This window comes from Cupriavidus sp. GW822-FHT03E04 (genome assembly GCF_058801495.1).
The window spans coordinates 33,487-59,706 of the sequence record NZ_JBXANI010000024.1 but is presented as its reverse complement, the minus strand read 5'-3'; the positions used below and the strand labels follow the sequence as shown (position 1 = coordinate 59,706).

Genomic DNA, 26,220 nt, shown 5'->3' with positions numbered 1-26,220 from the left:
GGTAGCAGCCCCTACCTCCTGCCCTCCCGACCGCTCAGACCATGGCGCATTTCTCGTGCTTCCCCGGTGCATTGGCGCTTTCCGCCTTTCGCCAGCAACGCCTGCTCACCGCCCTCAAGCAGATCGACGCCGACATCGAGTCGGTGCACGGCCAGTTCCTGCATTTTGTCGACACCGACGTGCCGCTATCGCAAGACGACAGCGCCCGCATCGCCGCGCTGTTGACCTATGGCGCGCCTTTCGAGGCACAAACCGACGGTGATCGCTTTGTGGTGATTCCGCGCTTCGGCACCATCTCGCCGTGGGCCAGCAAGGCGACCGACATCGCGCACAACTGCGGCTTCGAGCACGTGCACCGCATCGAGCGCGGCATCGAGATCACCGTGATCTGCAAGAAGGGCCTGCTGCGTGGGCGCAAGACGCTGGATGCCGGCACGCGCGCCGCGGTGGCTGCCCACCTGTTCGACCGCATGACCGAAAGCGTGGTGGCTTCGCGTGAAGACGCCGCCGGCCTGTTCCAGGAACTGCCGGCCAAGCCGCTGCGCTTCATCGACATCTCCGGTGGCCGCGCCGCGCTGGCGCAAGCCAATACCGAAATGGGCCTGGCCCTGTCGGAAGACGAGATCGACTACCTGGTCGACGCCTACGCCAAGCTGGAGCGCAACCCGACCGACGTCGAGCTGATGATGTTCGCGCAGGCCAACAGCGAGCACTGCCGCCACAAGATCTTCAACGCCACCTGGACCATCGACGGCGTGCAGCAGGACAAATCCCTGTTCGCCATGATCCGCAATACCCACCAGCTCAACCCGCAAGGGTCGATCGTGGCGTACTCGGACAACTCCGCGGTGATGGAAGGCGATGTGGCTGAGCGCTGGTTCCCGCGCGGCACCGAGCAGAAGTATGGCCGCCATGAGGCGCTGACCCACACGCTGATGAAGGTGGAGACGCACAACCACCCGACCGCCATCTCGCCGTTCCCCGGGGCCTCCACCGGCGCCGGCGGTGAAATCCGCGACGAAGGCGCCACCGGCCGTGGCGGCAAGCCCAAGGCTGGCCTGACCGGCTTCACGGTCTCCAACCTGATGCTGCCGGACGCCGTGGAAGGCTGGGAAAACGCGCGTGACGCCGCCCAGCCGGTGGCGCACCGCAACCCGGACGACAAGGTGAGCGTGACCGGCAAGCCGGACCGCATCGCCTCGCCGCTGCAAATCATGACCGAAGGCCCGCTCGGCGGCGCCGCGTTCAACAATGAATTCGGCCGCGCCATCCTGGGCGGTTACTTCCGCGTCTACGAGCAAAACGTGGGCGGCACCGTGCGCGGCTATCACAAGCCGATCATGATCGCCGGCGGCATCGGTAACATCGACGCCGGCCACACGCACAAGAAGGCGCTGCCGGCCGGCTCGCTGCTGATCCAGCTCGGCGGCCCGGGCATGCGCATCGGCATGGGCGGCAGCGCCGCCAGCTCGATGGCGACCGGCACCAATACCGCCGACCTGGACTTCGATTCGGTCCAGCGCGGCAACCCGGAAATGGAGCGGCGCGCGCAGGAAGTCATCAACGCCTGCTGGCAGCTCGGCGACGACAACCCCATCCTGTCGATCCACGACGTGGGCGCGGGCGGCATCTCCAATGCCTTCCCCGAGCTGGTGGACGGCGCGGGCCGCGGTGCGCGCTTCGACCTGCGCCAGGTGCACCTGGAAGAGTCGGGCATGAGCCCGGCCGAGATCTGGTGCAACGAGTCGCAGGAACGCTATGTGATGGCGGTGGCGCCGGAGTCCTTCCCGCTGTTCCAGACCATGTGCCAGCGCGAGCGTTCGCCGTTTGCCGTGGTGGGCATCGCCACCGAAGAGCAGCAGCTGCAACTGGTCGATGCGCATGTCGACGCGGCGCTCAAGGAACACTATGCCGTGAACATGCCGATGGACGTGCTGCTGGGCAAGCCGCCGCGCATGCACCGCGACGTCAAGCACGTGGCGCAAAGCCTGCCCCCGGTGGACGTGACCGGCATCGCGCTGGACAAGGCCGTGCGCGACGTGCTGCGCCACCCGACCGTGGCCAGCAAGTCGTTCCTGATCACCATCGGCGACCGCACGGTTGGCGGCATGAATGCGCGCGACCAGATGGTCGGCCCCTGGCAGGTGCCGGTGGCCGACGTGGCGGTGACCACGCTCGACTACAAGGGCCGGGCCGGCGAAGCCATGACCATGGGCGAGCGCACTCCGCTAGCCGTGATCAACGCCCCCGCCTCGGGCCGCATGGCCATCGGCGAGGCGCTGACCAACCTGGCCGCCGCGCCGGTCAAGGACCTGGCCAAGGTCAAGCTGTCCGCTAACTGGATGGCCGCCTGCGGCGTGGACGGCGAAGACGCCAAGCTGTACGACACCGTGCATGCGGTTGGCATGGAACTGTGCCCGGCGCTGGGCATCAGCATCCCGGTGGGCAAGGATTCGCTGTCCATGCGCACCAAGTGGCAGGACGACGGCGTCGACAAGGAAGTGGTCGCACCGGTCTCGCTGATCATCTCGGCGTTTGCCGCCGTGGATGACACCGACCGCACCCTGACCCCGCAACTGCGCACCGATGCGGGCGACAGCGTGCTGATCGCCATCGACCTCGGCCGCGGCAAGAACCGCCTGGGCGGCAGCATCCTGGCCCAGGTGACGCAGCAGGTAGGCGACACCGCGCCGGACGTGGACAGCGCCGAAGACCTGAAGAACTTCTTCAACGTGATCCAGCGCCTGAACCGCGAGGGCAAGCTGCTGGCCTATCACGACCGTTCCGACGGCGGCTTCATGGCTGCCCTGGCGGAAATGGCCTTTGCCGGCCATTGCGGCCTGTCGCTCAACGTCGATATGCTGGCGCTGGACCCGGTCCAGGAGCAGGACTTCGGCGACGCCAAGAACTGGGCGCAGCAAATCTCCGGCCGCCGCGACGAGCAGACCCTGCGCGCGCTGTTCTCGGAAGAGCTCGGCGCGGTGATCCAGGTACGCCAGGAAGAGCGCGATGCCGTGTTCGCCGTGCTGCGCGAAGTCGGCCTGTCGGCCTGCAGCCACGTGGTGGGCAAGCCCAATGCCACCGACCAGATCGAGATCTACCGCGACGCCAAGAAGGTCTTCGGCGCCGCGCGCAGCGAGCTGCAGCGCACCTGGAGCGAAGTCAGCTGGCGCATCGCGCGCCTGCGCGACAACCCGGCTTGCGCCGACAGCGAATACGATCGCGTGCTCGACGCGGCGGACCCGGGCATCTCGCCGGTGCTGACCTTCGATCCGGCACAAGACATCGCCGCACCGTTCGTGGCCACCGGCGCGCGTCCGCGCGTGGCGATCCTGCGCGAGCAGGGCGTCAACTCGCAGATCGAAATGGCGTACAGCATGGACCGCGCCGGCTTCGACACGCACGACGTGCACATGAGCGACCTGATTGCCGGGCGTGCCAACCTGGCCGACTTCTCCGGCTTTGTCGCTTGCGGCGGCTTCAGCTACGGCGACGTGCTGGGTGCCGGCGAAGGCTGGGCCAAGACCATCCTGTTCAACGCGCAGATGGCCGAGCAGTTCGCGGCCTTCTTCAACCGCCAGGACACCTTCGCGCTGGGCGTGTGCAACGGCTGCCAGATGATGAGCAACCTCGCCCCGATCATCCCCGGCGCGGGCGCATGGCCCAAGTTCACCCGCAACCAGTCGGAGCAGTACGAAGCGCGCTACGTCACCGTGCAAGTGCAATCCTCGCCGTCGATCTTCTTCGCCGGCATGGAAGGCAGCCGCATCCCCATCGTGGTGGCGCACGGCGAAGGCTTCGCCGACTTCTCGCAGCAAGGCGACAAGAGCCAGGCCCAGGTGGCGCTGCGTTTCGTGGACAACCACGGCGCGCCGACGCAAACCTACCCGCTGAACCCGAACGGCTCGCCCGACGGCATTACCTCGGTGACCACCACCGATGGCCGCTTCACCGTGCTGATGCCGCACCCGGAGCGCGTGTTCCGCACCGCCACCATGAGCTGGGCGCCGGACGCCTGGAAGCAGGTGGAAGACGGCGGCAGCCCGTGGATGCGCATGTTCCGCAACGCGCGCAAGTGGGTGGGTTGAACGGCCTGCTGTTTTTCGCGCTTTCGCGCTGTAGAAAGGAAAAGCCCGCTTCGCGCGGGCTTTTCCTTTTGTCGATGCGGGATTCACTGAGCGGGTTGGCTGCCTCAGGCAGGCTGCATTTCCGTGCGCGCTCAGCGGGTGATACAGATAAGTGCTGAAAAATGCCCAAACAAGACCTTCGGTTTGGACGCGCTATCATGAATCGCTATGATTCACTGTGATTCAACCCGTATCGAAAAGGACTACATATGGCACAGACCGAAACCAGGGTGCTGACCGTGCATGTGCCGTTGCCACTGGCCGGGAAGGTCGATCAGTTGGCGGCCCGCCTGGAGCGCTCGCGCGGCTGGATCATGAAGCAGGCCCTATCTGCCTGGATCGATCAGGAGGAAGAGCGCAGCCGTCTGACACGTGAGGCCTTGGCCGACGTGGATGCAGGTCGCGTTATCGATCATCAGGCCGTTCAGGCTTGGGCCGACGGTCTTAGCACGGACACACCCCCGCCGGTCTCGCGCTGATGTTGATGGACCTGAAGTGGACCAGCAAGGCGCTCGCCAAGTTTTTGGCCCCCGTGAATAAGCTGGCAGCTGCGCGAACCGTCCAGGCGCTCGCGGCGGCACCTGCAAATTTCCTGGCTAACCCACGCATCGGTGAGCAGCTTGATGAATTCGAGCCCCGCGAGGTGCGGCGGATTCTTGTGGGGCATTATGAGATGCGCTATGAGATTCGGGATTCGACAATCTACGTGCTGCGGGTGTGGCATACCCGAGAGGATCGCTAAGACGACTTGCCTCAAGTCATCCGCCGTGTACTCCAGGCCTGATAAACGTAATACAACGGCCGCTGCGGATCCGATTGCCTGGCCGATGCCGGCGCCGCGCCGCGGATCTGCATGGTGACCAGCACCATGCGCGCGGCTTTCACGGGGGAGTAGCGGTCGCGCAGCGGCAGCATGGGCAGCACGGCGCGCCATTCCGGGGGCAGGCCATCGTGGCTGAAGGTGCCGAGCGCGCAGTAGCCCCATCCTTCGGATGTGAGGTGCCAGAGTTGCCGGTAGGGGCTGCCGCCTGATGCCACTGAAGCCACTGAAGCCATGGTCTCCCTCGTTCGCATGCCGGTGCCCGCGGCGGGAGATCAGGCGGGCTTGCGCTAATCAGACTGCGCCACGGCCAGGGTGGCGGCACGCATGACCTTGATATTACCCATGTGCGGCGATGGTGGGAATGCTTGGCGCGCTCGCCAGGTGCGGCAATGCGTACACCAGGCAACGTGTTTGGTGCCCGGCGTACCGTGCATCACCCAGGGGTCGTCACTTGCAGGCAGCGGTGCGTTCTTGTCCTACAGCCCGCTAAACCAGTTATACCCCTGGTCTTCCCAGTACCCGCCCGGATTCTCGTTGGTCACGAAGAGCGCGGCGATATGCTTGGGGTTCTTGAAGCCGAGCTTGGTCGGCACCCGTAGCTTGAGCGGGTAGCCATAGCGGGCGGGTAGCGGCTCGCTGCCGAAATCCAGCGCCAGCATGGTCTGCGGGTGCAGCGCGGTTTCCATGTCGAGGCTGGAGTAATAGCGGTCCGCGCATTTGAAGCCGATATAGCGGGCGGTGGTGTCCGCGCCGATGCGTTCCAGGAAGGTGCGCAGCGCAACGCCGCGCCATTCGCCGATCGCGCTCCAGCCTTCGATGCAGATATGCCGCGTGATCTGCCCCGCCTGCGGCAGCGCGCGCAGTTGCGCCAGGCTCCATGCGCGCTTGTCGGCGACCAGCCCGGAGACTTCGAGGCGGTAGCCGGCACCGTCGACCTCCGGCACGTCGTACTCAGGATAGAAGGCGTTGAACGGGAAGGGCTGCGTGATCTGGCTGCGCGCGTAGGTGGGGGCGAGCCGGTTGCGGTTGAACAGCCAGGCTTGCACGCGATCGTTCCAGCGCGACATTGACCACAGCACCTTGTCCACGGCATCGCCATCCTGCAAGGTGCAGCCCGCCAGCATGGACAGGGCGCCCAGCGACAGCGAGGAGCGCAGCAACAGGCGCCGCTGGAGTTGCACGAGCTGGGGCTTGAAATCAGCCGCGCTTGCCGGCTCCGAGGCCGGCATGACGATCCGCTTGTCATCGTTGGGGGCGCTCATGCTTCGACATCTCCATGGCCAGCGCGCCCGGCGCGTCCGGTCAGCATTGGCAACAAGGTGGCCGGCACCAGGATGACCAGCGCCAGGTGAATCACGACGAAACCCACGATCCCCGCCATGGCAAGGAAATGCACATGGCGCGCCGTGTCGAACCCGCCAAACAGCGTCGCCAGCCAGTCCAGCTGCACGGGCTTCCAGATGGCCAGCCCGGACGCCACCACCAGCACGCCCAGCAGCAGCACCGCCACATACATCAGCCGCTGCACCGCGTTGTAGGCGCCGGGCCGATGCGGCAGGCGCAGCCGGATGGCAAGCGACGCGTCACGCAGGACGCCGCGCGCGCTCAGCGGCAGGAAGTGGCGCCGGAAATGCCGCGTGGCGAGGCCATAAGCCAGGTAGACCAGGCCATTGGCGGCCAGCAGCCACATGGCCGCGAAATGCCATGCGATCGCGCCGCCCAGCCAGCCGCCTACCGTCGCCCAGGCCGGAAATTTGAAGGGAAACAGCGGCGAGGCGTTGTAGATCGCCCAGCCGCTCATCACCATGCAGGCCATGGCGAAGGCGTTGATCCAGTGCGTGGCGCGCACGACCAGCGGATGGACGATGGCGCGCCGCGCGGGTGCGGAGGAGGGGAGCTTGCGCATGACGGGGAACGTTGGCGGGACAGCAAGGTTCCAGGCCGGACGGCGCCGGCCCGGGCGGGTCTTACATCGGAGGCACCACGCCTTCCTTGCCGGCCGAGATAAAGCGCGCGGTCAGCCCGCCGTCGGCGCCTTTGCTGGCGAACAGCACGATATGCGCGCCGGGGACCAGCAAGGAGCGGTCGCCGGGTTCCAGGTTGACGATGGGCACGTCGTTGGGGATCACGATGCGCTTTTCGCCGTCGGGGTACTTCACGGTGATGGTGCGGCCGTTGCTGACCACCACATTGCCCACGGTGCCGTTGGTCATGCTGCTGTTCTTGCCGAGGTCCCACGCACGATGGCCTTCGCCGCTGCCGCGCATGCTCGGCGGGAACACGTGCACCTCGAGCGCCTTGAGCGAGCCATCCGCCTGCGGCACGGCGGCCGAGCCGATATAGCTGCCGGGCTTGATCTCATCGACCTTGGCCAGCGTCACCGCGCGCACCGCGGTGTCCTTGGTCAGGCCCACTTCCAGGTCCTGTCCCGAGCGCGTGCGCACCTTCAGCGTGTCGCCGGCGAAGGCGGTCACGGTGCCGCGCACGCCGGTAGGCGTGGCGGCGGGAGCGGGCTGCGCCAGCACCGCGGGCGCTGCGGCAAACATGGCGCCGGCGAGCAGCGCCGGGGCCACCAAGGTACGTGTCAAATTACGCGAAACGATCTTCATCCTGGAACTCCTGGTGCGTGGAAAGTGCTACGTAGGTTAGGGTGATGGCCGGGTCGCTCGGATGACTTTTTGATGACCAAAATGTCATGAATCGGGGCTCCGGCCACCGCTAGAATGGCGGCATACCGTTGAATGGCATTGCGCATCATGAGCATCCTCGTCATCGAAGACGACCCCAAGACCGGCGATTACCTCAAGAAGGGTTTGCGCGAAAGCGGCTACGCCGTGGATCTCGCGCGCACCGGTACGGACGGTCTGCACATGGCGCTGGAGCACGCCTACGACCTCGTCGTGCTCGACGTGATGCTGCCGGGCATCGACGGCTGGGAAATCATGCGCACGCTGCGCGCGCGGCGCGACCTGCCGGTGATCTTTCTGACTGCGCGCGACCATGTCAACGACCGCATCCACGGGCTTGAGCTCGGCGCCGACGATTACCTCGTCAAGCCGTTTTCGTTCATCGAGCTGGTGCTGCGCATCCGCACGCTGCTGCGCCGCGGCGTGGTGCGCGAGGCGGAGCTGTTCGAATTCGCCGACCTCAAGCTCGATGTCCTGCGCCGCAAGGTGACGCGCCAGGGCGTGGAGATCGTGCTGACCAACAAGGAGTTCCTGCTGCTGCACCTGCTGGTCAAGCGCCAGGGCGAGGCGCTGTCGCGCACGCTGATTGCCGCCGAGGTGTGGGACATGAACTTCGACAGCGACACCAACGTCGTTGACGTGGCCATCAAGCGGCTGCGCGCCAAGGTCGACCAGCCCTTCGACAAGAAGCTTATCCATACCGTGCGCAGCATCGGCTATACCTTCGGCGAGGGCGCGTGAAAGCCTGGTCCTCGCGCTCGCTGACCGCGCGCACGACGTTGTCGTTCGCCGCGATTGCCTGCGTGGTGATCGGCGCGCTGGGCGCGTATTTCTACCAGTCCGTCAAGACCTCGATGGAGGCCCGCGCCGATCTGCAACTGATCGGGCGCGTGGCGCATTTCCGCCGGCTGGCCAGCGATGTGTACACCGTCGGCGAGCTCAAGGACCGGCCTTTGCTGTTCGAATCCATGCTCGGCGCCGAGCGCGACGTGCTGATTTTCCGCAAGCCGGGCGAGCCGCCGTTTATCCACGTCAACCCGGACAACCTGCCGGTGCCGGCAAAGCTTGAGGCATCCCCGCCGGGCGACGGCGCCGGCCTGAGCGCGGCCAGCATCCTGCGCACCCGGCTGGACAACGGCGTGCCGGTGCACTGGGCGGCCGCGATGGCGCGCTCCAGCGAGGATGGCGGCGTGGTCGAGGTGATCGCCGCGCATCCGATGAGCAACGAAGTGCGGATGCTCGCCGCCTACCGCGACCGCGTGGTGCTGGCCGCGCTGGTCGGCATGCTGGCGGCGACCGCGCTCGCCTTCTTCGCCATCCGGCGCGGGCTCAAGCCGGTAGGCAGCATCGCCGCGCGGGCCGCCGAGATCAGCCCCGCCAGCCTCGCCGTGCGCCTGGATGAGCGGGATGCTCCCGCCGAGCTGCGCGGCCTCGTCGGCGCGTTCAACGCCATGCTGGACCGGCTGGCCGACGGCTACGAGCGGCTGTCCCAGTTTTCCGCCGACCTGGCCCACGAGATCCGCACGCCCGTGGGCGCGCTGATCGGCCAGACCCAGGTCACGCTGAGCCAGTCGCGTCGGCCGGAGGAGTACCAGGACGTCCTCGAGTCCAACCTGGAGGAGCTGAACCGGCTCGGCCATATCGCCGAGAACATCCTGTTCCTGGCGCAGGCCGACCATGCCGGGCTGGTTATCGAGCGCGCCCCGGTGTCGCTGCCTGACGAGCTCAACAAGATCGCCGAGTATTTCGAAGGGCCGGCGGACGAGAAGGCGATGACATTCGAAGTGGAGGCACTCGGCACGGTCTGGGCCAATCCGCTGCTGTGCCGCCGCGCCATCAACAACCTGGTGGTCAATGCCGTGCGCTACGGCGCGCCGGGCAGCGTGGTGCGGCTGAGCAGTACCGAAGAGCCTGACGGCATCGTCGTTGCGGTGGAAAACCAGGGCGAGGCCATCCCGCAAGGCCAGCTCGACCGCCTGTTCGACCGCTTCTATCGCGGCGATGCGGCGCGCAGCCGGGTCACCGAGTCCAACGGCCTCGGCCTGGCCATCGTGAAGGCCATCATGGTGCTGCACGGCGGCGGCGTGATGGCCAGTTGCCCCGCGCCGGGGCTGGTGCGGTTTGCGCTGCGGTTCCCGCGGCAGCAAGGGTTGGCTTCCTGAGAGCTTGTGGCGGCCGGCGCCTGCAAGCCGTGCACGCGGGATCCCCGCGCGCTTCATTGCCGTCTCGTTTCTAGCGTGACAGCAGCGTTACAGCAGCGTATCCAGCAGATCCGGCCCAAACACCTCCCGGTGCACCCGTTCCGCCCTCACGCCACGCGCCTGCAGCGCCGCGCGCTGTGCCTGCATGAACGGCAGCGGCCCGCACAGGTAGAAGTCCGCATCCGCAAGATCTTCGTCGGCCAGAATCACATCGATATCCATGCGGCCAGGCAGGGCGGGTTGCGCCAGAAATTCCGCCGGCTCCTCGGATTCCAGGAAAAAGTGCGTGCGCAGCTTGGGCAGCTTGCGGGCGGCATGCTTGACGTCCTTCAGGTGCGCCACGTGCGAGGCCATGCGCGCGGCGTGGCCGAATACGACCTTGCGTGAAGGATTGCGCTGCGCGACGGTGTTCAGCGCGCTGATCATGGGCGTGACACCGACGCCGGCCGAAAGCAGCACGATGGGGGTGCTGGGCTCGATGCGCGGGGCGAAGTCGCCGAAGGGCTGGCTGACCAGCAGCACGTCGCCTTCGCGGGCGTTTTCGTGCAGCCAGTTCGAGACCGCGCCGGCGGGCAGGTCCTCGCCATTGCCGCGGTCGCGCTTGACCGAGATGCGCCAGGTCTTGCCGTTGGGCGCGTCGGACAAACTGTACTGGCGCTGCTGGAAGGCGCCGGGGGTGAGTTCCACCACCACGGAGATGTACTGGCCGGGCAGGAAGTCGGCCAGCGTGGTGCCGCCCACGGCTTCGAGCGTGAAGGCGGTGATGTCGGCGCTTTGTGCTTCGCGTGCGACGATGCGCACGGGCTGGCGGTGATCGGGGCCGGTTTGCGCGCGCTCGTAGAGGCGGGTTTCCGCGGCGATCAGTTCTGCGGCGAGCAGCCAGTAGGCTTCGTCCCAGGCGGCGACCAGCGCCGGGGTGGCGGCATCGCCGAGCACTTCGCCGATGGCGCCGAGCAGGTGGCGCGCGACGATGGCGTAGTGGCTGGGCTTGATGCCGACCGAGGCGTGCTTGTGGACGATGCGGCTGACCACCGGTGCCAGGGCGCTGTTGTCGCCATAGTTGGCGGCGTAGGCAAACACGGCGGAGGCCAGCGACTGCTGCTGCGAACCGTTGGCCTGGTTGCCCATGTTGAACAGGTTGGTCAGCTCGGGCCGATCGGCAAACATGTTGCGATAGAACGTCTGGGTAATGGCCAGGCCATGTTCGCGCAGCACGGGCACGCTCGCGTCGATCAGGGGTCTCGATTGTTCGGACAGCACGGCAACCTCCAAAGATGTGCAGAAAATGCAACAAAAAAGAAAAAAGACTCCGCAACGTGGTGCGGTGGCGGCGTACGGTCTAGGTGCAGTCCCGGTTCAGCCTGGACGCGGCCAGGTGGCGACGCCTTGAAACCGATTTTATTAAACATGCATTTGCAATGCAACATAAAATTTGCGGCAGCGCGCAAAGATGCATCTTTGGTCCATGTTAGACTGCGGCAGCCGTCACACTGAGGCTGAAATGCCTGCCGGGGCCCCATCCTGGCTACCCCATACATCATCGCCGCAAACCGGATTTTTCCATGAGACTGACCGACTACACCGACTACAGTCTGCGGACCCTGATCTATGTGGCGGTCCATCCGGGCGAACTGGTCACCATCCAGCACATCGCGGATGCGTTCGGCATTCCCAAGAACCACCTGATCAAGATCGTGCAAAAGCTCGGCCAGGCCGGCTTCCTGCATACGGTGCGCGGGCGCGCAGGTGGCATCGCGCTGGGCCGGCCGGCTGCGCAGATCAATGTGGGCGAAGTGATCCGGACCATGGAGTCGGATTTCAACCTGGTGGAGTGCTTCCAGGGCGATGACAACCACTGCATCATCACCCGCGTATGCGGCTTGCGCGGCGTGCTGTCCGCGGCGTTGCGGGCTTATTTCGAGGTGCTGGACGCGTATAGCCTGCAGGATCTGGTGGAGAAGCCTGCGGCGCTCACGCGGGCGTTTGGCGACGGTGGCGCCGCCACCCTGACCGGCATCCCGATCAAGAGCGTGACGCGCAAGGCCAAGGCCTCCCAGGCGGCAGCCGAGGACGCTGGCGAGCAGTAAGCCCGCGTTGCGCCGGTCTCCCGGCTGGCGGGAGCGGCGCCGGGGCGAGGTCGGCCCGGGTTCAGGCCGGCGTCTTGCGAAACGAGATGGCGAAGCGGTTCCAGCTGTTGATCGTGGCAATCAGCAGGGTCAGGTCGACCAGCTCGGCGTCGCCGAAGTGGGGGCGAACCGCTTCCCATGCAGCGTCGGGCACATGATCCTGGGCGACCAGCGTGACGGCTTCCGTCCAGGCCAGGGCGGCGCGCTCGCGGTCGGTGAAGAAGGGCGTTTCACGCCAGACCGACAGGGTGGCCAGGCGGCGGTCATTCTCGCCGCCCTTGCGCGCATCGGTGGTGTGCAGGTCGATGCAATAGGCGCAGCCATTGATCTGCGAGGCACGCAGGCGCACCAGTTCTACCAGCGGTTTTTCCAGGCCGCTCTTGCCGACGCGTTCTTCCAGGCCGAGCACGGCCTTGATGGCGGCGGGGCTGGCTTTGTAGAAGTCGAGACGTTGTTCCATGGTTTGCTCCTGCTTTGCGTTTTGCGCCATCGGTGTGGAGGCGCGACAGGAACAAGAATAGGACGGCGACTGGCTATGCAAAATAGCCAGTTTTCTCTAATTTGAGGTAACCAGTGGCGGGCCGTCCGCCGCTAGCGCCCCGGCCAGCTTCTCCATGCCGGCGTGGATGTCCGCCACGCTGATGCCACCGTAGCCCAACAGGATGCCAGGCACCGGCGCCTGCCCGCCGTACATGCCTGCAATGCCATACAGGCCGACCGATGCGGCGGCGGCGCGCGCGATCAGCGCGGTTTCATCTTGCGGCATCTTCAGGTGGGCCACCATATGGATGCCCGCGGCCGGCGCGTGGGGCATGAACCACGGGCTCAACGGGCCCTGCAGGTGCGCAAGCAACGCGGCGCGCCGTGCGGCGTACTCCTTGCGCATGCGCCGCAGGTGCTTGGCGAAGTGGCCGTCGAGCATGAACCTGGCCAGCGCCGTCTGCGTCATGGTGCAGCTGTGCCAGTCACTGACCTGCTTGGCCCTGCGCACGGCTGTGCCCAGCGGCGCCGGGGGGATCACGTAGCCGATGCGCAGCTCGGGGAAGATCGTCTTGGAGAAGGTGCCGACGTACGCCACCACCCCTGTCTTGTCCAGGCTCTTGAGCGACTCCACCGGGTGGCCCATGAAGCGGTACTCGCCGTCGTAGTCGTCCTCCAGCACCAGCGCGCCACGGCGTTGCGCCCACTCGAGCAGCGCCACGCGCCGCTCCAGGCTCATCGCCATGCCCAGCGGAAACTGGTGGGACGGCGTGACGTAGACAATGCGCGCGTTGTCCGGCAGGGCGTCCACTACCAGCCCCTGCGCATCCACGGGGACATAAGCCACCTGCGCGCCCAGCGCGGAAAACGCAATGCGCGCGGGCGGATAGCCGGGATCCTCCACCGCCACCACGTCGCCGGGGCGGATGACCACCCGCGCCATCAGGTCGATCGCCTGCTGCGCACCCTGCGTGACGATGACGTCCTGCCAGTTGCTCACCACCGCGCGGCTGAACGCCAGGTAGCGCGACACCGCAAGCCGCAATTCCTGCTCGCCGGCGGGATCCCGGTAGCTGCCGCGCCCGCGGGCCTGCACGCGTAGCGCGTGGCTGACGCAGCTGCGCCACTTATCGAAGGGAAACATGCCCTTGTCGGTGACGCCGCCCACGAAGTCGAACGCTGGCGCGGCGCCGGGTGGCGTATGGGGAAGGGTGTCGGGCAGCGCCTCCCAGATCGAGCCGGAGCCCGCGCTGGGGGACAGCGATGATGGCGATGGTGCCAGGCCCGTCATCTCATGCGCGACGAAGGTGCCGTCGCCGGCGCGGGAGCGCAGGTAGCCCTCGGCAATCAACCGCTCGAACACGTCGAGCGTGGTCTTGCGCGATACCCCAAGCTGCGTGGCAAGGTCGCGGGTCGACGGCAGCCTTTCGCCCGGCGCCAGGCGGCCGTCGACGATGCCCGCCCGCAACTGTCGATAGAGTTGGCCGGCAAGGCCCCGCCGGCCGTGAATGCTCAAATGGACATCCATCTCTTGATCTTTTGTTGGTGGTTACCCGGGCCCGGCACAACGCCAAAGGCTGAGGCGGGCAGGTGGGAAGAGCGGGGAGCGTGGTCTTGTTCGGCGAGCATCGCGGGAAGCCTTAACCTTCCCGCCCGTCGGCCCGGGGCCGGGTCAGGTAGGGCACGTATTTCAGCAGGTACAGCGCGAAGGTCGCCATCCAGAGCGCCGCCGCGCTGGCGATCCAGAACGGTTTGTATTGCGGCAACAGCAGCAGCCCGATCACGCGGACGACAGCAGCCAGGCCGATGCACGCGTAGGCGGCGTTCTCCATCGCACCCGCTTCCAGTTTGCGGCCGGTGTGGCCCAGCGCGGTGCGCGTGATCATCCCCAGGATGGCGCAGCCGATCGCGCCCACGGTGAGGGCGTGCAGCGCCGTCGAGCGGTCGGCCCAGCCCTGGGCGGATGCCGCCAGGAGCACCAGGCCCAGCGGCAGGCAGGCATACGCCAGGTGAAGGATGGCGATCAGCGGCTTGCGCACCGTGTGCCACGAGCGCCAGCCGCCAAGCCGCAGCGCTTGCGCCAGCGCAGCTAGCAGCGCGATGGCTGCGGTTGCCATGCCGCGCGGCGCCAGCGTGCAGGCGATCATCGCGGCCAGCGTCAGCGCCACCACGCTGCGCTCCACCGGCATCGAGCGCCGGATGCGTACGCCGGGCACGGTATTGGCGGTGAACATCGGGATCACCCGCCCGCCGATTACGGTAATGAAGATGACGACCAGGCCGATGCCGGCATCGGCACTTTGCAGCGCGACGTGCACGGCGCCTCTCGCCATCGCCAGGTGGAACACCACGTTCAGCGACCACAACAGGAACAGGGCGGCGGCAAGGCCGTAGTTGCGCGCGCTGCCGGCGCGCACCAGCACGCGCAGGAAGGCGGCGGCGCACAGCAGCAGGAAGGCGAGGTCCAGCACGGCCGCGACAGGAGCGGGCCCGGTCCACATCGCCACGCGCGCCGCGACCCACACAGCGGCGAGACTACCCAGCAGCCAGCCCTGCGGCGTCTGCTGTCCCGTCCAGTTCTTGCCGGCGGTAAACAAGAAGCCGGCCACAACCGCGGCGGCAAAGCCAAACACCATCTCGTGCGCATGCCACAGCATGCCGCCGATGGCCGGCTGTGCGCCAGACCACGGCCACCAGCCCAGGTAGATGGCTGCCCACACGCCGATGGCCACCACGGCGAAGCCCGCCGCCAGCAGATAGAAGGGCCGGAACGCGAGCGCAAGCGCGGGGTGGCCGTGGTATCCGGCGCCGGCTGGTGGCCGCGTAGGTGGCCGGGCAGATGGCCGGGTCTGTGGCAGGGGCAGCATGACGCCTCTCGCAAAGGGTTGGATGAAACGCGGATTGCCGTTGGTGTTTGTCGGTGTTTGTCGGTGTTTGCAGGTGCTTCCAGGTCTTTGTCTGTGCGCTTGCCAACAGAACTCGCATATCGTGCGGCGCAGCAACCTGTGAACGATTCTATAAAACAAGCATTTCAAATGCAACATAAAATACGGGTGTGTCAGCGGGGTGATACACGGCGCGGCGACGCGACAATTTGCCGCTAAGCCGCCCGCGGCCCTGGCTGCACAAAGGCGGGGTCGGTGCCGCGCCTGCCCGCCCGCTAGTGGTCACCAGAAAAATCTGGAAAGTGGCTATGGCGGCTTAGCCATTCACTACCTACTCTGCACGGGACGGGGCCTGTGACGTACCCGGGCAAGGCCGTTTTTTGCCCAGGCGGCGCCGCCCTCCAAAAAAAAGAGCTAAGTTTTGATGAGCATCTTGAAGAAGGCCCCGGGGGGGGGAGGCCTTGGCCGCCGGCCGCCGCCGGCACATCCGCAACAAAACCACCCACAGGGTCGAGCGCTTTGCCAAGCTGGTGGCTCGGCGCCCGGCAATCGTCGCCACGCACCTGATGCGGCAGCAACCGAAACGTCCCATGAGCACCATCGCCATCCTGCTATCCGCCTTCCTGCTCTCGGTGGTCGCGCTCGCGGCCTTTATCTGGAGCATGCAGAAGGGCTTCTTCGATACCTCGCCAGCCGCGGCCAACGTGATCTTCGACCGCGGGGAGGCGGGGCGGCCGGAAGACCCTGCCGCGGACAAGCCGCACGGGGCCGCAGGCGACGCCGCGTACGACACCTCGCGCGATATCGCGGACGAATCCTCGGCGCCCGTGGTCTTCCTGTTCATCTGCTGCGCCATGGTGTGGCTGGTGGTGGCGTCGCTGGCGGGGCTGACGGCCTCGGTCAAGTTGCACGAGCCCGACTTGCTGGCCACGGTGCCGTGGCTGTCGTTCGGCCGCATCCGCACCATCCACCTGAACGCCGTGGCCTATGGCTGGGCACCGATGGCCGGCTTGTCCATCGCGCTGTTCCTGCTGCCTCGCCTGCTCAAGACGCGCCTGGCCGGCGCGAAGTACGCCGTACTCGGCGCGGCCTTGTGGAACGCCGGGCTCATTGCCGGGCTGGGGAGCATCGCGGCCGGGATCTCGGACGGCCTGGAGTGGCTGGAGATCCCGTGGCAGGTCGACATCCTGCTCGTGGCCGGCGGCGCGCTGGTGGGCATGCCGCTGGTGCTCACGCTGGTGAACCGCAAAGTGGATCACCTCTACGTCTCGGTCTGGTACATGGGCTGCGCGCTGTTCTGGTTCCCCGTGCTGTTCCTGGTGGCGAACATCCCCGGGCTGCATTTCGGCGTGGAGCAGGCCACCATGAACTGGTGGTTCGGCCATAACGTGCTTGGCTTGTTCTACACGCCGCTGGCGCTGGCTTCCATCTATTACTTCCTGCCCAAGATCATCGGCCAGCCCGTGCGTTCCTACGGCTTGTCCTTGCTGGGCTTCTGGGCGCTGGCGTTCTTCTATGGCCAGGTCGGCGGCCATCACCTGATCGGCGGGCCGGTGCCGGGCTGGCTGATTACCTTGTCCATCGTGCAGAGCATGATGATGCTGGTGCCCGTGATCGCGTTCTCGATCAACCAGCACCAGACCATGCGCGGCCATTTCCACCGGCTGATCGATTCGCCCACGCTGCGCTTCGTCACCTTCGGCGGCATGATGTATACGCTGAGCTCGGCACAAGGCTCGTTCGAGGCGCTGCGGGCCGTCAACCGCGTGACCCATTTCACGCACTACACGGTGGCGCACGCGCATCTGGGACTGTACGGCTTTGTCAGCTTTGCGTTCTTTGGCGCCATCTACTTCATGGTGCCGCGCGTGACCGGCCGCGAGTGGCCGTACCGCTGGCTGATCTACGCGCACTTCTGGCTCGCGGTGGCCGGCATCGGCGTGTACTTCATCGGGCTGTCCATCGGCGGCACGCTGCAAGGCTATGCCATGCTCGATGCCAGCAAGCCCTTCATGGACTCCGTGGCCGTCACCATCCCTTACCTGAAAGCGCGCTCGGTCGGTGGCGGCATGATGCTCCTTGGCCATCTCTTCTTCGTCGCCAATTTTGTCTGCGCCATCCTTGGCCTGGGACCTAACCGGGACCGGCCCGCCTTGTTCCACCAAGGCCGCAAGCGGGCACTGGGAGCCTGAATCGTGAACAATGAAAAAGCCCTGCTGGCCGGCGGCATGACCATGCTCGCGCTGGCAACGAGCGCGCTGGTCGTGATCCCCTATCTGCAACTCCGGGACGTCAAGCCCACCGAAGGCGTCAAGCCGTATTCCGCCGCGCAACTGCGCGGGCGCGAGGTCTATATCGCCAACGGCTGCGTCTATTGCCATTCGCAGCAGCCGCGCGACGCCTCGTTCGCGCCGGACGCCAAGCGTGGCTGGGGCCGGGTGTCGGTGGCCGGCGATTACTACTACGACCACCCGCACTTGCTTGGCACCATGCGCACCGGGCCTGACCTGATGAACATCGGCGTGCGCCAGCCGAGTGCCGACTGGCACCTCGGCCACCTGTTCCAGCCGCGCGCCTACGTGCCCGGCAGCATCATGCCGAGCTATCCGTTCCTGTTCGACGTGAAGGACAAGGCGGACCCCGGCGACAAGGTGGTCAACCTGCCGGAGGCCTTCAATCCGCCGGGCAAGATCGTGGTGGCCACGGCAACCGCGCTCGACCTGGTTTCGTACCTGCAATCGTTGAACCGCACTGGCGCCGTCCTGCCCGCGCCGCCCGCGGCCAAGGCCGCGCCGTAGCCCCCCGGAGACACAGATGGACAGCCCATCGGAAAAGCGCCGTGCCGCCGCGGCCCGATCCCGCGAGAATGCGGACCCGCATGAAAACCGCGCACCCATGCCCAAGGTGGTGCTGGTGCTGGTGGTGGCCCTGGTAGCCTGGGGCTGCTGGTATATCGCCACCGCGCCCATCAACGCGCCGGCGGAACTGGGCGACCGCCGTACCTTGGCCGATCTCCAGGGCGGCGGCAAGGCCGCTGGCGGTGCCGTGGATGGCGCCGCCGTGTTCCAGGCGCGCTGCGTGGCTTGCCACCAGGCCACGGGGCAGGGCTTGCCGGGGGTGTTCCCGCCGCTGGCCGGCTCGGAATGGGTCAACGGCAAGGACGCCAAGGTTGCCTCCATCGTGCTGCGCGGCATCACCGGCAAGCTGACGGTCAAGGGCACCACTTACAACGGCGCCATGCCGGCATTCGCGGATCAGTTGAGCGATGCCGAGATCGCGGCGGTGCTCACGCATGCGCGCAGCCAGTGGGGCAACACCTCGCCGGCGATGACGGAAGATATCGTCAAGGCGGCGCGCGCGCAGACTGCGGCCATGACCGCACCGTTCGACGGCGATGCCGCGCTTGGCGCGCCGGGTGGCTAGCATGCTGTCACGCACTCGCCCGGCGTGGCCGGCATTGGCCTTGTTGCTGGTGCTGGTGCTGGCCGTCGCGGGTTTGCGCTATCTCACCTTGGGCTTTACCGCCTGGACGCTGGACGACCGGCGCGAGACGCGCATTGCGCAAGGCGCGCTGGTGCTGCCGGTCATCGAGACGCGCAATCAAGCGGGCGAGCCCGCGCGGCTGTTCGGCGCCGGGCGGGACCAGGGCGCGCGGCTCTTCCTGGTGGATTTCATCTACACGCGCTGCCTGAGCGTGTGCCGCGCGCTCGGCTCAGAGTTCGAGCAATTGCAGGGCCGCATCCGTGCCGATGGCATGGACGGCCGCATTGGCCTGGTTTCCCTGTCTTTCGATCCCGCCGGCGACGACACCGCCAGCCTTGCCGCTTATGCCAGGGAGCACCATGCGCAACTGCCTGGCTGGCAGGTGGCCGCGCCCGTCGCCGCGCCCGCCATGCAGGCGCTGCTGCGCGACGCGGATGTTATCGCTATCCCGGACGGCCTCGGCGGCTTCGAGCACAACGGCGGCGTGCACGTGACTGACGCCCATGGCCGGGTGCTGGCCGTCTACACGCTGGCCGATTACCAGCAGGCCTACGATTTCGCGCGCAGGCATCTGCCATGAGCCCGCAAGCCACCGTGCAGCAGCCGTGGCTCCGCCATTGGCGGGCGCGCCGGGCCGGTCTTGCCGGCGGGCTGGCGGCGCTAGCCGTGGCGCTGTGCGTGCCGCGTGCGCATACCTTGCTGGAGGGCTCGATGACGCTGCAGATGCTGGTGCTGCTGCCGGGCCTGTTCTGCGCGGGCTGTGCGCTGCCCTGGCTGATCTCGGACGCGCGGCGCGAGCGGATCACGGCGGCGTTGCGGCCCTACGCGCTGAGCCTGCTGGCGTTTGCCCTGCTGGCCTACGGCGCATGGATGCTTCCCGTCGCGCTGGACCTCAGCCGGCTGGAATTTCCGACCCTGGTGGCCAAGTACGCGCTGGTGGTGGCAGCGGGCGTCGCCGCGCATTTCGGTTTCAAGGCGAGCGCGTGGCCGCCGGTGCTGTTCATCGGCGGCAACTACGTATGGATGGGCCTGACCGTCGGGATGCTGTTCATCGATAGCGAGACGCGCCTTTGCGCCAGCTACCTGCTGGCCGACCAGCGCATCGCGGGCGTGGGCCTGGTGATCTATTCGGGCCTGCTGGGCATGTGGTTGCTGCTATGGGCCGCCAGGAGGGCAGAGCAGCCCCACGGGACGGCGGGGCAAGGCGGCAAGTAGGCAAGTAGGTTGGTTTGCCGCCCGTTCCTGCAAGCTTCCGCGCGCCTTTAATGCGCTGCCGCACCAGCGGCAGCATTGCCGCCCTTGGCCGGCTTGGTGAACCAGATCAGCGGAATGATCGCGATGAAGATCACGCCCGAGATCCAGAAGATATCGTTCAATCCAAGCATGGCGGCTTGCGTGGTGAGGCTGCGTTCGAAGAACGCCATCGCCTGGTCATGGCTGAAGCCGGCCGTCGCCTGCAAGGCTTCCAGCGCGTGCACAAAGGCCGGGTTGTGCTGGCTGGCCTGCTCCGCGAGTTGCGAGTGGTGCAGGACATTGCGGTCGTTCCAGGCCGTGCTGGCCAGCGACGTCCCTACCGCGCCGGTGAACACGCGAGCAAAGTTCGACAGGCCCGCGGCGGCCGGAATCTTGTCCGGTGACAGCCCCGACAGGATGATCGCGGTCAGCGGCACGAAGAACAGCGCGGTGGGGATGCCTTGCAACAATGTGGGCAGCACCAGCGTCCAGGTGTCCACGGTGGTGGTGTAGCCCGAGCGCATGAAGAACACTGCGGCGAAGCCGGCAAAGGCCATGGTCGCCAGCACCCGCGCATCGGAGCGCGGCATGATCTTGCCCAGCGCCGGCGCCAGTATCACGGCGAAGATGCCCAGCGGTGCGGTCACCAGGCCGGCATTCACGGCCGGGTAGCCAAGGTACTGCTGCATCCATTGCGGCAGCAGGACCAGGTTGGCGAAGAACACGCCGTAGGCTACCGAGATCGCCACGGTGCCGCCCAGGAAGTTGCGCCCGGCAAACAGCTTGAGATCGACGATCGGATGTTCCTCGGTCAGCTCCCAGATCACGAAGAAGATGAAGCTGATCAACGCAACGACGCCCAGGCCCACGATCAGCGACGAATGGAACCAGTCGAGATCCTTGCCCTTGTCGAGCATGATCTGCAGCGCTGCCACCCAGGTGATGAGCGAAGCCAGGCCAACCTTGTCGATCGGCAGCGCGCGCTTCGGTGTTTCACGCGAGCGGTAGATGATCCAGGTGACGGCGGCGGCGAACAGGCCGACGGGAATGTTGATGTAGAAGATCCACGACCAGGAGTAGCGGTCGGTCATCCAGCCGCCCAGCGCCGGGCCGGCAATCGGGCCCACGGTGGCCGTCATGGCCCACAGCGCCAGCGCTGTGGAACTGCGTCGCTTGGGATACGAGCCAAGCAGGATGGCCTGCGAGAGCGGAATCAGCGGGCCGGCCACGGCGCCTTGCAGCACGCGCGCGGCCAGCAGGATCGGCAGGTTGGGCGCAATGCCGCACAGCCAGGATGACAGCACGAACAGCAGGATGGCGCCCACGAACAGGCGGATTTGCCCGATGCGCTGGGTCAACCAGCCTGTAAGCGGGATCGATACCGCGTTGGCGGCGGCGAACAGCGTGATGACCCACGTGCCTTCGTCCACCGACACACCGAGGTTGCCGGAGATGGTGGGAATGGCCACGTTGGCGATCGACGAGTCGAGCACGTTCATGAAGGTGGCGAGCGCTACCGCGAAGGTGGCGAGCACCAGCTTGCCGCCGGTAAGCGGCGGGGGCTGGAGCGGTTCGGCTGTGTTGGCGTTTTCCATGTTGAACTCGACGTGTCTCTGGCTGGTGTCGGCAGGCTCTTGCCGGATTTGATTGCTATTTAAAAATCTGAGTTATCAGATAAATAACGAAGAAAAATCCTGGCAAGGCATTACAGGACAGCACCTTTGGCCGGTTTTTCAGCCGTCTTCGCGGCAACCGCAGTGGCCTGTGCGCCCTGGCTGGATGCGCCCGAGGTGCTGTTCAGCGCGATGATGCGAGCGATTTCAGCATCGGCTTGCTCCCCATAGCCACGGTAGACATTGGTGCTGTAGGTGGTTTTCTTGACCGCGCCGAGTTGCGCACCGCTGCGGTCCCTGGTGTCCACGTCGACCTGCATCGACAAGCCGATCTGCAGCGGGTGCGCACGCAGCTCCGCTGGGTCGAGCTCGATGCGGGCGGGCAGGCGTTGCACGACCTTGATCCAGTTGCCGGTGGCGTTTTGTGCCGGCAACGCCGAGAACGCGCTGCCGGTGCCGGCGGAGAAGCCCACCACGCGGCCGTGATAGCGCACGCTGCTGCCGTACACGTCCGCGCGCAGCACAACCGGCTGGCCGATTCGCATGTGCTGGAGCTGTACTTCCTTGAAGTTGGCATCCACCCACACGCCATCCAGCGGGACGATGGCCATCATCGGCGCGCCCGGGGCTACGCGCTGGCCGACCTGCACCGAGCGGCGCGCCACATAGCCCGTGACCGGCGCCGGCAGCGTGTTGCGCGCCAGGGCGAGATGCGCGTCGCGCAGCTTGGCGGCGGCGGCCTGTACGGCAGGGTGCTCGGCGACCGTGGTCTGGTCGGTCATGGTGCGGTTGGAGGCAAGTTGCTGGCGGGCGGCTTCGAGCGTGGCCTCGGCGGTCTTGACCGCGTCGCGGGCGTGGGCCACGTCTTCCGCGGACACGGCCCCGGTTTCCGTCACCTGGCTGCGGCGCTGGAAGTCGTCGCGGGCCTTGGCCAGGTCGGCCTGGCGCTGCTGGATCGCGGCTTGATAGACGTTGTTGTTGACGTAGAGGGCGCTGACCTGGCGCACCGTTTGCGCGAGCTGAGCCTGGGCATTGCCCAGCGCGACCTGCGCATCGGCCGGGTCGAGGTTGACCACGGCTTCGCCGGCCTGGACGATCTGCGTGTCGTCGGCGTTGACGCTGATCACGGTGCCGCTGACCTGCGGCGTGAGCTGCACGAGGTTGCCGTTGACGTAGGCGTCGTCGGTGTCTTCGTGATGCACGGCGTAGGTGAAGTAGTAGCCAGCGTAGCCGCCGGCAGCAATCAGGGAGACCAGGCCCAGCGCGGCGAGCAGGCGCTTGCGGGTGGCCATCTTGCTGGCGGGGGCGGTGCTGCTGCTGTTGTTGTTGCCGGCGGTGGTTTCGGTCTGGGTAGCTTCGGTCATTTTGATCACCTCGGTCGCTGTATCGGTGGCGTTATCGGCGTTGAGCGTTATTGCGGTTATTGCGGTTGTTATGGCTATTGCGGCTGTTCGGGAGCGCCCGGCGCGGCGGCGCGAAGGACTGGCGGCGTGGCGCCCGCCGCGGTGGGCGCCACGCCGGGCGTATCCGTGTAGCCGCCGCCAAGAGACGCCGCCAGCGCGATCTGGCGGTCGCGGCGCGTCATGCGCAGCTGGGCCACCGCCTGGGTGCGGGCCAGCGCGCTGGTTTCCGCGTTCAGCACGGTGAGCTGGGTCGTCAGGCCCTGGCGATATTGCGCAAGGGCCAGGTCGCGCGCACGGCGGCTGTTCTGCTCGGCGCGCAGTGCATCAACCAGTTGCGCATCGATCGTGCGGATCTGGGCCAGTTGCGTCGCCACGTCGGTCAGGGCGCCGATCAGCGTCTGGTTGTAGTTCGCCACCGCCAGGTCGAATTCCGCGTAGCGGCCCTTCAACTGCGCGCGCAGCGCGCCGGCATCGAAGATCGGCAGGTGAATGGCCGGGCCGGCGCTGGCGGTGCGGCTGGCGGCGGTGAGAAAGCGGCCAAAGCCAAAGGCATCCAGGCCAATCGCGGCGCTCAGGTTGATGTCGGGGTAGAAGCTGGCCTTGGCCACCTTGATGTCGTGGGTGCTGGCATCCACGCGCCACCGTGCGGCAACGATGTCGGGGCGGCGCGAGACCAGGTCGGCCGGGAGGTTGTCCGGCAGGCGCACGGCATCGCCGGGGCTCAGCGTGGGCCGCGCGAGGGCCAGCCCGCGGTCCGGGCCGCGGCCAAGCAAGGCGCCCAGCTGGTAGCGGGCATTGAGGATGGCGCCATTGAGTGCCGTGACCACCGCGTTGCTGGCGTCGAGGTTGGCGTCGGCGGTGCGTTGTTCCACTTCGGTGTCCAGGCCGGAGGCGGCGCGGGCGCGGGTAATGCGGGCCAGCGCGCTGCGCTGGCTGACTTCGTCCTGGGCGATGTCGAGCAGGGCGTACAGGCGGGCCAGTTCGTTATAGGCGCGGGCCACGGCCGAGCTGACGGACAGGCGGACCTGTTCCGATTCCGCCTCGGCGGCGCGGCGGGCGGAGACCGACGAGGCCAGCGCTTCGCGGTTCTTGCCCCACAGGTCGAGTTCATAGGCGGCGCTGATCACGCCACGGTTTTCGGTCTGCCAGGAACCCGCGACTGGCGGCGGCACCATGGCCGTGGCCGAGTACTGCTGGCGGGTCAAGGCGTAACCGGCATCCACGCGCGGCAAGGTGTTGGCATTGGCGCCTTCGCTGTAGGCAGCGGCGGCGGCCAGGCGAGCCTTGGCCATGTCGATCGACGGGCTGCCTTCGAGCGCCTCGGCAATCAGCGCGCGCAGCTGCGCGTCGCCGAACTGGGCGGCCCAGTCGGCCGCAGGCCAGTGGCCTTGCTCGGGGGGCAGGCTGGCGGTGGTTTCCAGCGCGGTGGGCTCGGCGACGTGCTTGTCGCTGGAGATGCCCGCGTAGCTGGCGCAGCCGGCCAGCCAGGCGCTGAGCAGCAGGGGCAGGACCTTGGCGGAGCGCAGGGCGCGGCCAGTCGTTCGAGAAGTCTGCGTTTTCATTTTCTGATTTGTCAGATAAATGGTTAAAAAAAGACGCGCTCAGGCGGCCGAGAATTTGTCGAGCAGGCGCAACAATTCGTTGAACTCGCTCTTGCTGAAATCCTTGAGGCGCGCATTGAGCACCTCGGGGGCGATCTCCGGGATCTGGTCGGCAACGCTGTGGCCCTTGGCGGTGAGCTCCAGGTTCACCACGCGGCGGTCATCCACGCTGCGCGAGCGGGTCAAGAGGCCCTTGTGCTCCAGCTTGTCGAGGATGCGGGTCATCAGGCCTGTGTCGATCACCAGCAGCTTGCTCAGCTCGAACGGGGTGGTGGCCGTGCCGCGCGACAGCGACAGCAGGATGCCCATCTGCTGGGCGGTGATATCCAGCTCCTTCAGGGCCGCGTCCATCTCCATCAGCACAAGATTGCGGGCCTTGTTGAGATAAAAACCGACGCTATCCGTCAGGTTGAAAGTCCCTTTCGTGTAGTGCTTCATGGCTGCCTCCCGTCTTCCGTCTGCTGGCTGGATAATATTTGATGAGTCAGATAAATTCAAGGTCAGAATCTACATTGTTTAGCGCGTGCGGAGAAGGCGGCCCGCAGGTTACCAATGCGCCGCTTCCCGGCACGGATGGCTACGCATGCACCTCGCGGCTGGCGAAATACCGGGCCGGAGAATCGCCAAACGCACGGCGGAACATGGCGATGAAGTTGCTTGGCGTGGCGTAGCCCAGCGCCTGCGCAACCTCGCCCACGGCCTCGCCGCGCGCGAGCCGCTCCAGCGCCAGCGTGAGCCGGGCCTGCTGCCGCCAGTTGGCAAAGCTCAGGCCGGTCTCGCCCAGGAACAGGCGGGAAAGCGTGCGCGCGGACAAGCCGGCCCAGGCCGCCCATTCCACCAGGCTGCGGTGATCGTCTGGCTGCGCCAGGATGGCGTCGCTGATGCGGCAGGCACGCCGGTCGCTGGGCAGCGGCAGGTGCAGGGGTTGTTGTGGCGCCTGCCGGATCTCATCGAGCAGCACGGCGATGATCCGCTCCTGTGCGGCGTCCAGCGTGAACGGCGAAGGCCACGACGCAGCGCGGCTGATCAGCGCGCGCATGACATCGCTGGTCCCTACCACGCAGGGCATGCCGGGCAGGTCTTGTGCCGCGGCGGGCGCGATCCACACATTCCAGCCGCTCAGCACGCCGCTGATCGTGACCCGATGCATTTCTCCCGGCGGCATCCAGCCAGCCCGCTGAGCGGGCAGCAGCCAGGAGCCGCGCCGCGTGCGGACATGTACCAGGCCGTTGTCGATGCAGAACAGCTGGCCGCGCACGTGGCTGTGCCAGCCCAGCTCACGCGTACCGAGCCGGAACTCGTTGTCCGCCTTGTCGGCGCCGCGCATGGCAATCAGGGCAGGGCCGTCCGGCTGTTCGCTGGTGTCGGCAAAGGCGGCCAGCAGGCTTTCCGTTTCCGCCGTCACGCGGGCTGAGGACGCAGGATGGGATGGATGCGACGACATGGCTGAAACTCATTATTTTTAGGCAGGATAACGATATCGAGTCTACCCGAATCCGCCGGATACTTGCTCCCAAGGCGCTGCCATCCACACTTCCCCGCGCCGCAGGAGATCCAT

24 protein-coding genes are annotated in these 26,220 nt (G+C 66.7%); 11 read left to right on the top strand and 13 right to left on the bottom strand.

What is annotated here, in order from left to right; genetic code table 11:
• The first annotated feature begins 41 nt into the window (after positions 1 to 41).
• The 3 genes from purL to AC1RQC_RS30040 all read left to right on the top strand — a co-directional run bounded on the left by purL (position 42) and on the right by AC1RQC_RS30040 (position 4,869).
• Positions 42 to 4,088 carry a phosphoribosylformylglycinamidine synthase gene (purL, locus tag AC1RQC_RS30050; RefSeq protein ID WP_492807524.1) on the top strand — a complete coding sequence of 1,349 codons (4,047 nt, stop codon included), beginning with the start codon at positions 42 to 44 and terminating at the stop codon, positions 4,086 to 4,088.
• Between the two features lie 248 nt (positions 4,089 to 4,336).
• Positions 4,337 to 4,606 (top strand): CopG family ribbon-helix-helix protein, encoded by a 270-nt coding sequence (locus AC1RQC_RS30045; protein WP_492885521.1) that lies wholly within the window; start codon positions 4,337 to 4,339, stop codon positions 4,604 to 4,606.
• The gene (locus tag AC1RQC_RS30040; RefSeq protein WP_492828575.1) at positions 4,606 to 4,869 is read left to right on the top strand and encodes a type II toxin-antitoxin system RelE/ParE family toxin; all 264 of its coding nucleotides are present in this window, start codon (positions 4,606 to 4,608) and stop codon (positions 4,867 to 4,869) included. The genes AC1RQC_RS30045 and AC1RQC_RS30040 overlap by 1 nt, the downstream gene beginning before the upstream one ends.
• An 11-nt stretch (positions 4,870 to 4,880) precedes the next feature.
• Here the strand turns inward: AC1RQC_RS30040 and AC1RQC_RS30035 are convergent, their stop codons facing one another.
• From AC1RQC_RS30035 to AC1RQC_RS30020, 4 genes are all read right to left on the bottom strand, one after another.
• Positions 4,881 to 5,183 carry a hypothetical protein gene (locus AC1RQC_RS30035; RefSeq protein WP_492807519.1) on the bottom strand — a complete coding sequence of 101 codons (303 nt, stop codon included), beginning with the start codon at positions 5,181 to 5,183 and terminating at the stop codon, positions 4,881 to 4,883.
• Between the two features lie 243 nt (positions 5,184 to 5,426).
• The gene (locus AC1RQC_RS30030) at positions 5,427 to 6,179 is read right to left on the bottom strand and encodes a molybdopterin-dependent oxidoreductase (protein WP_492807851.1); all 753 of its coding nucleotides are present in this window, start codon (positions 6,177 to 6,179) and stop codon (positions 5,427 to 5,429) included.
• Positions 6,180 to 6,208: 29 nt separating this feature from the next.
• Positions 6,209 to 6,856, bottom strand: a complete 648-nt coding sequence (locus AC1RQC_RS30025) for a cytochrome b/b6 domain-containing protein (protein WP_492885519.1) — start codon at positions 6,854 to 6,856, stop codon at positions 6,209 to 6,211.
• A gap of 61 nt (positions 6,857 to 6,917) precedes the next feature.
• Positions 6,918 to 7,559 (bottom strand): hypothetical protein, encoded by a 642-nt coding sequence (locus AC1RQC_RS30020; protein ID WP_492370636.1) that lies wholly within the window; start codon positions 7,557 to 7,559, stop codon positions 6,918 to 6,920.
• A 147-nt stretch (positions 7,560 to 7,706) separates the two neighbouring features.
• Between AC1RQC_RS30020 and AC1RQC_RS30015 the strand changes: the two genes are divergently transcribed.
• Both AC1RQC_RS30015 and AC1RQC_RS30010 read left to right on the top strand, forming a co-directional pair.
• On the top strand, positions 7,707 to 8,378 hold the full coding sequence (locus AC1RQC_RS30015) for a heavy metal response regulator transcription factor (RefSeq protein ID WP_150985778.1): 672 nt from the start codon (positions 7,707 to 7,709) through the stop codon (positions 8,376 to 8,378).
• A complete protein-coding gene (locus AC1RQC_RS30010; protein ID WP_477133685.1) occupies positions 8,375 to 9,799 on the top strand; it encodes a heavy metal sensor histidine kinase in 1,425 nt (474 codons plus the stop codon). Before AC1RQC_RS30015 ends, AC1RQC_RS30010 begins: the two co-directional genes overlap by 4 nt.
• Before the next feature lie 87 nt (positions 9,800 to 9,886).
• Here AC1RQC_RS30010 and AC1RQC_RS30005 read toward each other — a convergent pair whose 3' ends face one another.
• On the bottom strand, positions 9,887 to 11,098 hold the full coding sequence (locus AC1RQC_RS30005) for a globin domain-containing protein (RefSeq protein ID WP_492828581.1): 1,212 nt from the start codon (positions 11,096 to 11,098) through the stop codon (positions 9,887 to 9,889).
• A gap of 302 nt (positions 11,099 to 11,400) precedes the next feature.
• Here AC1RQC_RS30005 and AC1RQC_RS30000 point away from each other — a divergent pair, with 302 nt between their 5' ends.
• Positions 11,401 to 11,925, top strand: a complete 525-nt coding sequence (locus tag AC1RQC_RS30000; protein WP_492828583.1) for an RrF2 family transcriptional regulator — start codon at positions 11,401 to 11,403, stop codon at positions 11,923 to 11,925.
• Between the two features lie 61 nt (positions 11,926 to 11,986).
• On the opposite strand, the gene AC1RQC_RS29995 is transcribed toward AC1RQC_RS30000, so the two are convergent.
• The 3 genes from AC1RQC_RS29995 to AC1RQC_RS29985 form a co-directional block, all read right to left on the bottom strand.
• Positions 11,987 to 12,424: a carboxymuconolactone decarboxylase family protein gene (locus tag AC1RQC_RS29995; protein ID WP_492370633.1), complete on the bottom strand. Its 438-nt coding sequence runs from the start codon at positions 12,422 to 12,424 to the stop codon at positions 11,987 to 11,989.
• 96 nt (positions 12,425 to 12,520) lie between these two features.
• Positions 12,521 to 13,972 carry a MocR-like pyridoxine biosynthesis transcription factor PdxR gene (gene pdxR / locus AC1RQC_RS29990; protein ID WP_492885517.1) on the bottom strand — a complete coding sequence of 484 codons (1,452 nt, stop codon included), beginning with the start codon at positions 13,970 to 13,972 and terminating at the stop codon, positions 12,521 to 12,523.
• Between the two features lie 112 nt (positions 13,973 to 14,084).
• The gene (locus tag AC1RQC_RS29985; RefSeq protein ID WP_492885515.1) at positions 14,085 to 15,311 is read right to left on the bottom strand and encodes an NnrS family protein; all 1,227 of its coding nucleotides are present in this window, start codon (positions 15,309 to 15,311) and stop codon (positions 14,085 to 14,087) included.
• Between the two features lie 608 nt (positions 15,312 to 15,919).
• Between AC1RQC_RS29985 and AC1RQC_RS29980 the strand changes: the two genes are divergently transcribed.
• Genes AC1RQC_RS29980 through AC1RQC_RS29960 form a run of 5 tightly spaced genes read left to right on the top strand, consistent with a single transcriptional unit; the run spans position 15,920 to position 20,027 of the window.
• Positions 15,920 to 17,521: a cbb3-type cytochrome c oxidase subunit I gene (locus AC1RQC_RS29980; protein ID WP_492370804.1), complete on the top strand. Its 1,602-nt coding sequence runs from the start codon at positions 15,920 to 15,922 to the stop codon at positions 17,519 to 17,521.
• 3 nt (positions 17,522 to 17,524) lie between these two features.
• On the top strand, positions 17,525 to 18,127 hold the full coding sequence (locus tag AC1RQC_RS29975; protein ID WP_492370630.1) for a cbb3-type cytochrome c oxidase subunit II: 603 nt from the start codon (positions 17,525 to 17,527) through the stop codon (positions 18,125 to 18,127).
• 16 nt (positions 18,128 to 18,143) lie between these two features.
• Entirely contained in the window at positions 18,144 to 18,752 is a 609-nt protein-coding gene (locus tag AC1RQC_RS29970) for a c-type cytochrome (RefSeq protein WP_492885513.1), read from the top strand.
• Between the two features lies 1 nt (position 18,753).
• Positions 18,754 to 19,392 (top strand): SCO family protein, encoded by a 639-nt coding sequence (locus AC1RQC_RS29965; RefSeq protein WP_492885511.1) that lies wholly within the window; start codon positions 18,754 to 18,756, stop codon positions 19,390 to 19,392.
• The gene (locus AC1RQC_RS29960) at positions 19,389 to 20,027 is read left to right on the top strand and encodes a hypothetical protein (RefSeq protein ID WP_492885509.1); all 639 of its coding nucleotides are present in this window, start codon (positions 19,389 to 19,391) and stop codon (positions 20,025 to 20,027) included. Before AC1RQC_RS29965 ends, AC1RQC_RS29960 begins: the two co-directional genes overlap by 4 nt.
• A 47-nt stretch (positions 20,028 to 20,074) precedes the next feature.
• On the opposite strand, the gene AC1RQC_RS29955 is transcribed toward AC1RQC_RS29960, so the two are convergent.
• From AC1RQC_RS29955 to AC1RQC_RS29935, 5 genes are all read right to left on the bottom strand, one after another.
• Positions 20,075 to 21,640, bottom strand: a complete 1,566-nt coding sequence (locus AC1RQC_RS29955) for a DHA2 family efflux MFS transporter permease subunit (protein ID WP_492370626.1) — start codon at positions 21,638 to 21,640, stop codon at positions 20,075 to 20,077.
• A gap of 110 nt (positions 21,641 to 21,750) precedes the next feature.
• A complete protein-coding gene (locus AC1RQC_RS29950) occupies positions 21,751 to 23,022 on the bottom strand; it encodes an HlyD family secretion protein (protein WP_492885507.1) in 1,272 nt (423 codons plus the stop codon).
• A gap of 74 nt (positions 23,023 to 23,096) precedes the next feature.
• Positions 23,097 to 24,623, bottom strand: coding sequence for an efflux transporter outer membrane subunit (locus AC1RQC_RS29945; protein WP_492828591.1), 1,527 nt, complete (start codon positions 24,621 to 24,623; stop codon positions 23,097 to 23,099).
• Between the two features lie 39 nt (positions 24,624 to 24,662).
• Positions 24,663 to 25,100, bottom strand: a complete 438-nt coding sequence (locus AC1RQC_RS29940) for a MarR family winged helix-turn-helix transcriptional regulator (protein WP_492370623.1) — start codon at positions 25,098 to 25,100, stop codon at positions 24,663 to 24,665.
• Positions 25,101 to 25,239: 139 nt separating this feature from the next.
• Positions 25,240 to 26,106 carry an AraC family transcriptional regulator gene (locus AC1RQC_RS29935; RefSeq protein WP_492370622.1) on the bottom strand — a complete coding sequence of 289 codons (867 nt, stop codon included), beginning with the start codon at positions 26,104 to 26,106 and terminating at the stop codon, positions 25,240 to 25,242.
• Between the last annotated feature and the right edge of the window lie 114 nt (positions 26,107 to 26,220).

What these genes read in the sequence shown, in the direction of transcription:
- AC1RQC_RS29940 (WP_492370623.1), bottom strand. Translation starts at nt 25,100, where the DNA reads ATGAAGCACTACACGAAAGGGACTTTCAACCTGACGGATAGCGTCGGT.
- AC1RQC_RS29945 (WP_492828591.1), bottom strand. Translation starts at nt 24,623, where the DNA reads ATGAAAACGCAGACTTCTCGAACGACTGGCCGCGCCCTGCGCTCCGCC.
- AC1RQC_RS29955 (WP_492370626.1), bottom strand. Translation starts at nt 21,640, where the DNA reads ATGGAAAACGCCAACACAGCCGAACCGCTCCAGCCCCCGCCGCTTACC.
- AC1RQC_RS30035 (WP_492807519.1), bottom strand. Translation starts at nt 5,183, where the DNA reads ATGGCTTCAGTGGCTTCAGTGGCATCAGGCGGCAGCCCCTACCGGCAA.
- AC1RQC_RS30000 (WP_492828583.1), top strand. Translation starts at nt 11,401, where the DNA reads ATGAGACTGACCGACTACACCGACTACAGTCTGCGGACCCTGATCTAT.
- AC1RQC_RS29970 (WP_492885513.1), top strand. Translation starts at nt 18,144, where the DNA reads ATGGACAGCCCATCGGAAAAGCGCCGTGCCGCCGCGGCCCGATCCCGC.
- AC1RQC_RS29980 (WP_492370804.1), top strand. Translation starts at nt 15,920, where the DNA reads ATGAGCACCATCGCCATCCTGCTATCCGCCTTCCTGCTCTCGGTGGTC.
- AC1RQC_RS30030 (WP_492807851.1), bottom strand. Translation starts at nt 6,179, where the DNA reads ATGCCGGCCTCGGAGCCGGCAAGCGCGGCTGATTTCAAGCCCCAGCTC.
- AC1RQC_RS30015 (WP_150985778.1), top strand. Translation starts at nt 7,707, where the DNA reads ATGAGCATCCTCGTCATCGAAGACGACCCCAAGACCGGCGATTACCTC.
- purL (WP_492807524.1), top strand. Translation starts at nt 42, where the DNA reads ATGGCGCATTTCTCGTGCTTCCCCGGTGCATTGGCGCTTTCCGCCTTT.
- AC1RQC_RS29950 (WP_492885507.1), bottom strand. Translation starts at nt 23,022, where the DNA reads ATGACCGAAGCTACCCAGACCGAAACCACCGCCGGCAACAACAACAGC.
- AC1RQC_RS29965 (WP_492885511.1), top strand. Translation starts at nt 18,754, where the DNA reads ATGCTGTCACGCACTCGCCCGGCGTGGCCGGCATTGGCCTTGTTGCTG.
- AC1RQC_RS30045 (WP_492885521.1), top strand. Translation starts at nt 4,337, where the DNA reads ATGGCACAGACCGAAACCAGGGTGCTGACCGTGCATGTGCCGTTGCCA.
- AC1RQC_RS30040 (WP_492828575.1), top strand. Translation starts at nt 4,606, where the DNA reads ATGTTGATGGACCTGAAGTGGACCAGCAAGGCGCTCGCCAAGTTTTTG.
- AC1RQC_RS30025 (WP_492885519.1), bottom strand. Translation starts at nt 6,856, where the DNA reads ATGCGCAAGCTCCCCTCCTCCGCACCCGCGCGGCGCGCCATCGTCCAT.
- AC1RQC_RS29995 (WP_492370633.1), bottom strand. Translation starts at nt 12,424, where the DNA reads ATGGAACAACGTCTCGACTTCTACAAAGCCAGCCCCGCCGCCATCAAG.
- AC1RQC_RS29985 (WP_492885515.1), bottom strand. Translation starts at nt 15,311, where the DNA reads ATGCTGCCCCTGCCACAGACCCGGCCATCTGCCCGGCCACCTACGCGG.
- AC1RQC_RS30020 (WP_492370636.1), bottom strand. Translation starts at nt 7,559, where the DNA reads ATGAAGATCGTTTCGCGTAATTTGACACGTACCTTGGTGGCCCCGGCG.
- pdxR (WP_492885517.1), bottom strand. Translation starts at nt 13,972, where the DNA reads ATGGATGTCCATTTGAGCATTCACGGCCGGCGGGGCCTTGCCGGCCAA.
- AC1RQC_RS29960 (WP_492885509.1), top strand. Translation starts at nt 19,389, where the DNA reads ATGAGCCCGCAAGCCACCGTGCAGCAGCCGTGGCTCCGCCATTGGCGG.
- AC1RQC_RS29935 (WP_492370622.1), bottom strand. Translation starts at nt 26,106, where the DNA reads ATGTCGTCGCATCCATCCCATCCTGCGTCCTCAGCCCGCGTGACGGCG.